This is a genomic window from Vibrio sp. Vb2960 (genome assembly GCF_033337665.1).
Lineage (GTDB): Bacteria > Pseudomonadota > Gammaproteobacteria > Enterobacterales > Vibrionaceae > Vibrio > Vibrio alginolyticus.
Map to the genome: position 1 here is coordinate 1 of NZ_JAWORD010000048.1, position 4,527 is coordinate 4,527.

At 40.1% G+C, this 4,527-nt stretch carries 6 protein-coding genes; 2 read left to right on the forward strand and 4 right to left on the reverse strand.

Annotated features, from left to right (window positions below; genetic code table 11):
- Nucleotides 1-271 precede the first annotated feature (271 nt).
- Nucleotides 272-817 (forward strand): GIY-YIG nuclease family protein, encoded by a 546-nt coding sequence (locus R7O03_RS22420; protein ID WP_318132059.1) that lies wholly within the window; start codon nucleotides 272-274, stop codon nucleotides 815-817.
- Between the two features lie 149 nt (nucleotides 818-966).
- Here the strand turns inward: R7O03_RS22420 and R7O03_RS22425 are convergent, their stop codons facing one another.
- The 3 genes from R7O03_RS22425 to R7O03_RS22435 all read right to left on the reverse strand — a co-directional run bounded on the left by R7O03_RS22425 (nucleotide 967) and on the right by R7O03_RS22435 (nucleotide 2,569).
- On the reverse strand, nucleotides 967-1,293 hold the full coding sequence (locus R7O03_RS22425) for a hypothetical protein (RefSeq protein ID WP_025796504.1): 327 nt from the start codon (nucleotides 1,291-1,293) through the stop codon (nucleotides 967-969).
- A 204-nt stretch (nucleotides 1,294-1,497) separates the two neighbouring features.
- A complete protein-coding gene (locus R7O03_RS22430) occupies nucleotides 1,498-2,007 on the reverse strand; it encodes a GNAT family N-acetyltransferase (protein WP_031779151.1) in 510 nt (169 codons plus the stop codon).
- Nucleotides 2,008-2,164: 157 nt separating this feature from the next.
- Nucleotides 2,165-2,569, reverse strand: a complete 405-nt coding sequence (locus R7O03_RS22435; protein ID WP_318132060.1) for a DUF1801 domain-containing protein — start codon at nucleotides 2,567-2,569, stop codon at nucleotides 2,165-2,167.
- Between the two features lie 682 nt (nucleotides 2,570-3,251).
- Here R7O03_RS22435 and R7O03_RS22440 point away from each other — a divergent pair.
- Nucleotides 3,252-3,788 carry a hypothetical protein gene (locus R7O03_RS22440; RefSeq protein ID WP_262580222.1) on the forward strand — a complete coding sequence of 179 codons (537 nt, stop codon included), beginning with the start codon at nucleotides 3,252-3,254 and terminating at the stop codon, nucleotides 3,786-3,788.
- A 114-nt stretch (nucleotides 3,789-3,902) separates the two neighbouring features.
- Here R7O03_RS22440 and R7O03_RS22445 read toward each other — a convergent pair whose 3' ends face one another.
- Nucleotides 3,903-4,412, reverse strand: a complete 510-nt coding sequence (locus tag R7O03_RS22445) for a hypothetical protein (RefSeq protein WP_172563211.1) — start codon at nucleotides 4,410-4,412, stop codon at nucleotides 3,903-3,905.
- Nucleotides 4,413-4,527 lie beyond the last annotated feature (115 nt).

Sequence of the window (4,527 nt, forward strand, 5' to 3'; positions counted from 1 at the left end):
TGACTCTTTGATACTCATGCCAACCTCCATAAAGTTCCATTTTCAGCATAGAGCATAACGCCCAATTAAGGGGTGAACAACGCGACCACCCAACCTAAAGCATTGTGCCATAAACACTAAATTTGAAGTAGAAGCAAAAGTGCCAAGCGTTGTGAATCCCTCTTAAATTGCTTGTCATGTGCACTTTTTCCGCTCAAATTGACCAAACTCAACTTTTTAGTTTTGTAAGTATGCCACTGTTTGAGCATCAACTCGCAGTATGGTGGCTTCTTTGGCTAATGACATTCCTGAAGGCGCATTAGATACGCCCTATCGCAGAAACAAGTACATTTGCGATCACATATACGTAGCTTATTCTCCATCTATAGATGTTTTCAAAATAGGAATAACTAAAAACCCTATTCATAGGTTATCTACGATGAAATCTGTAGGCATTGGTGGTGTCAAAGACTGGGAGTTTCATTGTGCTTATAAAGTTGGTGTTAAAACCGCCCACAGTCATGAAGTGAACATATCTCGACAGCTATACTGTTTTAACGTAGAACTAAACTATCTAAATCAAACTTCTGCAAAGTATTCCCGAGAACTCTACAAGTGCGATATTAAAATTATCAAAGCTGCTTTCAAAAGCGTTGGAGTAATTATTCCGGTATCGAGTGAAGTATTAAGGAAAAAGTTTGTTGAGTTTGTACCACAAACAAACTTTCTGAAATGGGTAAACATGAATAGAGAGAATGTTGGTTTAAAAGCTATGACGATGTCGGAGCTAGAAAACTCAAAGTTTTACACCATTCCAGAAACTGCAAACTTTAGCTGATCCTGCCCGTGCACATAACGCCCTGTTAAGGGGTGAGCAACGCAATACCGAAGCCGCCGCATACCACCTAAAACACTAAAGTCAACGCATGGTAAAAATGCCACGCGTTGCGAATCCCTCTTGAACAGTTTGTTAGGCAAATTGTGACTTTAAGACCTATATTCACCTACGAACGAAAAATTCTGTCTATGATCAGAACTTTGGTTTGAGCACAACAACTTAACGCCAACATTCAGGTCAAACCGACACTCATCTCCAAATTCTTCCATAATAGGTGTGGATGCCCCATCACCTTCAGGGGTTTTATACTTAATCACAAATTGACCTGATTCTCGTTGATATGCATAGGCTGGAACGGACCACTCTTTTTCCTGACCATTCATTTTTGTAAAAATGCCAACATATGAATCAGCCATTTTGCTACTACACCCTGCTACTGCAAGACTTGTTAATAATAAGATTAGTTTTTCGTTCATAGCATCCTCCGTTTAGGTACGTCGGAGCATATATTAAAGCGAAGAACATAATTAACTGCTTAGGTAACATAAGGTTGCGCTTTTTGCCTAACGCCCAATTAAGGTGTGAGGCACGCAATACGATACTTCCGCATACCACCTTAACCACTAAAACTAACGCATAGTAAAAATGCCACGCGTGCCGAATCACTCTTAAATTGTTTGTTATAAAGCTGACTCTACGTTAAACGCCTTTTCTAACCACACCGAGCTAATGTACTGTCCATGTTTCTTTGCATACTCATTGAAAACTCCAACTTCTCTGAAACCAAACCGCTTATGTAATGCAACTGATGCGTCGTTTGGTAATGCAACACCCGACAATACACGATGGACACCATAAGCACGAATTGATGAGAACAACTGAGTATATAGTTTAGAACCTAAACCTTTCCCCTTTGCTTCTTGTGCCAAATAAACGGTCACTTCTACGGTGTCGTCAAAAGCTGAAATTGCTCTGTACTGTTGGGAACAGGCAAAACCTAGCAACACGCCGTTTTCTGTGGCTACATATAGTTGATATTTGGTAGTGCTAGAAAACTGAGAAAACCATTTCTGACGATTTTCCAGAGTAAATGGAACTTCCTCAAAACGTGCATTAGTATGCTCAATATAAAAATTAAAGATGTCGGTGATACCAGCAACATCTTCAAGTTTGCCTGTTCGAATTTCCACGAAATGTCCTTTTTCTTCGAGCTTTATAACGCCGCGTTAAGGGGGGAACAACGCCACCACCGAACCTAAGCCATTGTGCCGTAAACACTAAAGCTGAATCAAACTGAAAATGCCAAGCGTTGAGAATCCCTCTTAAACGCTTTGTTATGTGAATTTTTCACACGCCCAAAAGAGGCAAATTCTTACGCTGATGATAGGTTAAAGCTAACTCTAAACAGGACTTAATGACCGTTTCTGGTAGCGGTTTCGATAAGGACAGAACTATTGCTCTGTTACCCTGAAACACCAATTCGTCACTATACAACTCCCGAAATGTATCAATTAGCTTAGTTTGGCAATTAAAGAATAGGTAATAACTATTAGGAGACTTAAGCTTCCAGTCCATTCTTAACGGACTGCCAGTTTTTACACTGTAGCTTGGCTCACCCCATTTGAGAGTTTCATCGACCTCACCCAGTTCCAACTTAGATGCGACTTGAAAGACTAAATTTCGCAGCTCTTCTAACCTAACACGAGCATTATCTGGATACTCATCGAAGCGATCTTTGACCGCCTTGTCCATCGGAATCTCCTATTCACATAACGCCCAGTTAAGGGGTGAAGCACGCAATACCGATGTTGCTGCATGGCACTTAAACACCAAAATCAACGCATAACGAAAATACCACGCGTGCTGAATCCCTCTTGAACTGTTTGTTATGTTTAAGATTCAATACCTTACGTTCAACTGAACAGAAGTTTAAACCAACTTACTTTTGTACACAAAAACCAAAAACCTAAAAACTGATTTAACTCATAAGCTTTTGTAGATTGAACTTGAGCTTTTAGAGCAGAAAATACAAAAAAAGTCTCACTTAGAGATTGAGCTAAATATCCTCACGTTAACTTGCTCCGAAATTCAATGAGGCAACTCTCCGAGTTTTTAGCGCCAAAGAATAAATGTCCAGAAAGCAGCGTCCAGCGATGCCAACTTGCCGAAAAGAACAAAAGCAGAATGACTTATGGAGTAAAGAAAAGACCCAAGCCACTGATTTTACATGATTAAACATAACGCCCTGTTAAGGTGTGAGCAATGCAATACCGAAGCTCCCGCATACCACCTTAAACACTAAAACCAACGCATAGTAAAAATGCCACGCGTTGCGAATCACTCTTAAACAGTTTGTTAGCTGAACTTTAGCTACGTGCTTGACTAAAACTTAGCTAGTGGGATACTAGACTAAAAATTTCAACTAAGTTTCAGTATGTTAGATAAGAAATTATTTCTCAACCCAATGTTTATTATTAGTGCTAGCATTTCACTTGGTTCTGCCTTAGGTATCCAAACATTCTCTGATATCGACTCTGGCAACGTTGGAAAATTTACGTTTGAGCTAATGCTATACATTACAACTATCACTACAGGAATTGCTGGGAGCATAGCATGTATAACAAATCTCGCCCCAATAAGCTCACTTGCGGAAAAAATTATGATGAGCAGTTTGAAGGCGTTTCTTGGCAGTGTGTTTGGCATGATCGCAACAGCTTTTGGTCTACTAATTTACGCATTTTATAGTCAATCATGGGAATCCATAAAACTCGGGAGCATAATCATTTTGTATATGGTAGTAGTATTTGCGATCCCACCAACCTTGTGGGTTAAAACGACAAAAGAATTTGCAAAAGAATATGCTAACAATTGGTATCACAAGCCAAAATGGAAAATTGCACGCCTAACTCTTTACTCAGGTATGATCCTATTAGGTTTTATGGGAGTTCACGGCATGTTTGTAGTTAGCTAACGCCCTGTTAAGGTGTGAGCAACGCAATACTGATGCTTCCGCATACCACCTTAAACACTAAAATCAACGCATAGTAAAAATGCCACGCGTTGCGAATCACTCTTAAACAGTTTGTTATGTTCGTAGCTTTTGTAGTCCTCGAATCGCCCTGTTAGTCGACTCTACCAAGTCAGCCCGTTTCAATTTTTCTCGAATTGCCAATGCTTCTATGAACTGTTGCTCTGCCAGTTTATAATTGCCAACCTCAACGTTCAATTTACCAAAATGCTGCAAGCTAAAACTCAAAGAAAGCTCACAAGCAAAGTCCTGGCTTTTTAAGAAGGCTTTTTCAGCGCCAATCATGTCACCTGAATATTGCAGAGCCATACCTGAAACATGGGTTGACCAGAACTTGTTCTTAACGCTAGACGTTGAAGTATGCACTTTGGAAGCCATCCGATAAGCTAACCTACAAAGCCCAATGATTCGTAAACAATCGGCTATCAAGATTAGCTGCCATTCTAGCTTCTCTTTTTTGTTTGAAAGCTTGAATACGAGGGCTTTATACAGCTTTACAACAAGTTTCTGAAAAACGCCAAAAGTTACCCTGTCCCTTTGATATTCCAACATGTCCTCCAAGAACATAACGCCTTGTTAAGGTGTGAGGCACGCAATACCGATGTTTCCGCATAACACCTTAACCACCAAAACCAACGCATAGTAAAAATGCCACGCGTGCCGAATCACTCTTGAACAATTT